Source organism: Streptococcus oralis, assembly GCF_001578945.1.
In the GTDB taxonomy this organism is placed as follows: domain Bacteria; phylum Bacillota; class Bacilli; order Lactobacillales; family Streptococcaceae; genus Streptococcus; species Streptococcus oralis_Q.
In genome coordinates this window covers 174,040-174,947 of record NZ_KQ969551.1, presented here as the reverse complement: position 1 = coordinate 174,947, position 908 = coordinate 174,040, and the positions used below count along the sequence as shown (strand labels likewise).

Annotated in this window: 1 protein-coding gene; it reads left to right on the top strand. The window is 42.2% G+C overall.

What is annotated here, in order from left to right; all coding sequences use genetic code 11:
* Positions 1-668: potassium channel family protein (locus SORDD16_RS03535; protein ID WP_061452404.1), on the top strand; the 668-nt coding region annotated here is incomplete at its 5' end.
* Positions 669-908 lie beyond the last annotated feature (240 nt).

Below are 908 nucleotides of genomic sequence, written 5' to 3'. Positions count from 1 at the left end.
ATCAGGGAATCACCTTTATCTTTGTCATTGATTATGTCCTTCGACTGTCGCTTGCCCCTAGGAAAATACACTTTGTCAAGACCCATCTATTGGATCTCCTTGCTATCATCCCTTACAATGAGGTCTTTACCTTCTTACGTTTCTCTCGGGTGGGACGGTTCGCCCGCTTGGCAAAATTATCCCGTTTGATTGGACTCAGCAGTAAGTTAAGAAAAATCTCCAATCGCATCAATCGTAAAAATGGTTTTTATTATCTTTTATCCATAAATAGCCTCGTCATCTTGATGAGTAGCGCCATCATTGCACGCGTGGAAAATCACAATTTTATCGATGCCATTTGGTGGTCGGTTGCAACAATCACTACGGTTGGTTATGGTGATATTGTCCCCTCTACCTTGATTGGAAAAATGGTTGCCGTGCTCCTCATGTTTAGCGGTATCGCAACCTTGGGGTTATTGACTAGCTCCCTCAACAACATTTTTGTCCGAACTGGACGTCAAACGGATCATAAGCTGGATCACATCGAACAAGAGTTAGCTGAACAACGAGCCCTTCTAGAAGAAATCCGGCAACTCCTACAAAATCAGACCGTTAGAACAGAAAAGGCAAGCACAAACGAAAAGTCACCGGACACCTTGACTAAATCAGACCCGAATACTACTGACTAAGATCTACTTTGTTTCGGGAACATCAGACCATACTCTTTAAAAATTTCTTTAAACCAGAAAGCTGGTCTGTTACTGAGCTTTAGCCTGTGAAATTGCCGATTGGTTGGTGGCTCCGTCGTTAAAATAGTATAAAAGGTTGGACACTTGCCAACCTTTTTTCTATTAGGTTAATTCATTGAAGTCCCAGATCTGATCCATCCACCCCTCATAAAAATCAGGTTCATGGCAGACCATAAGAAT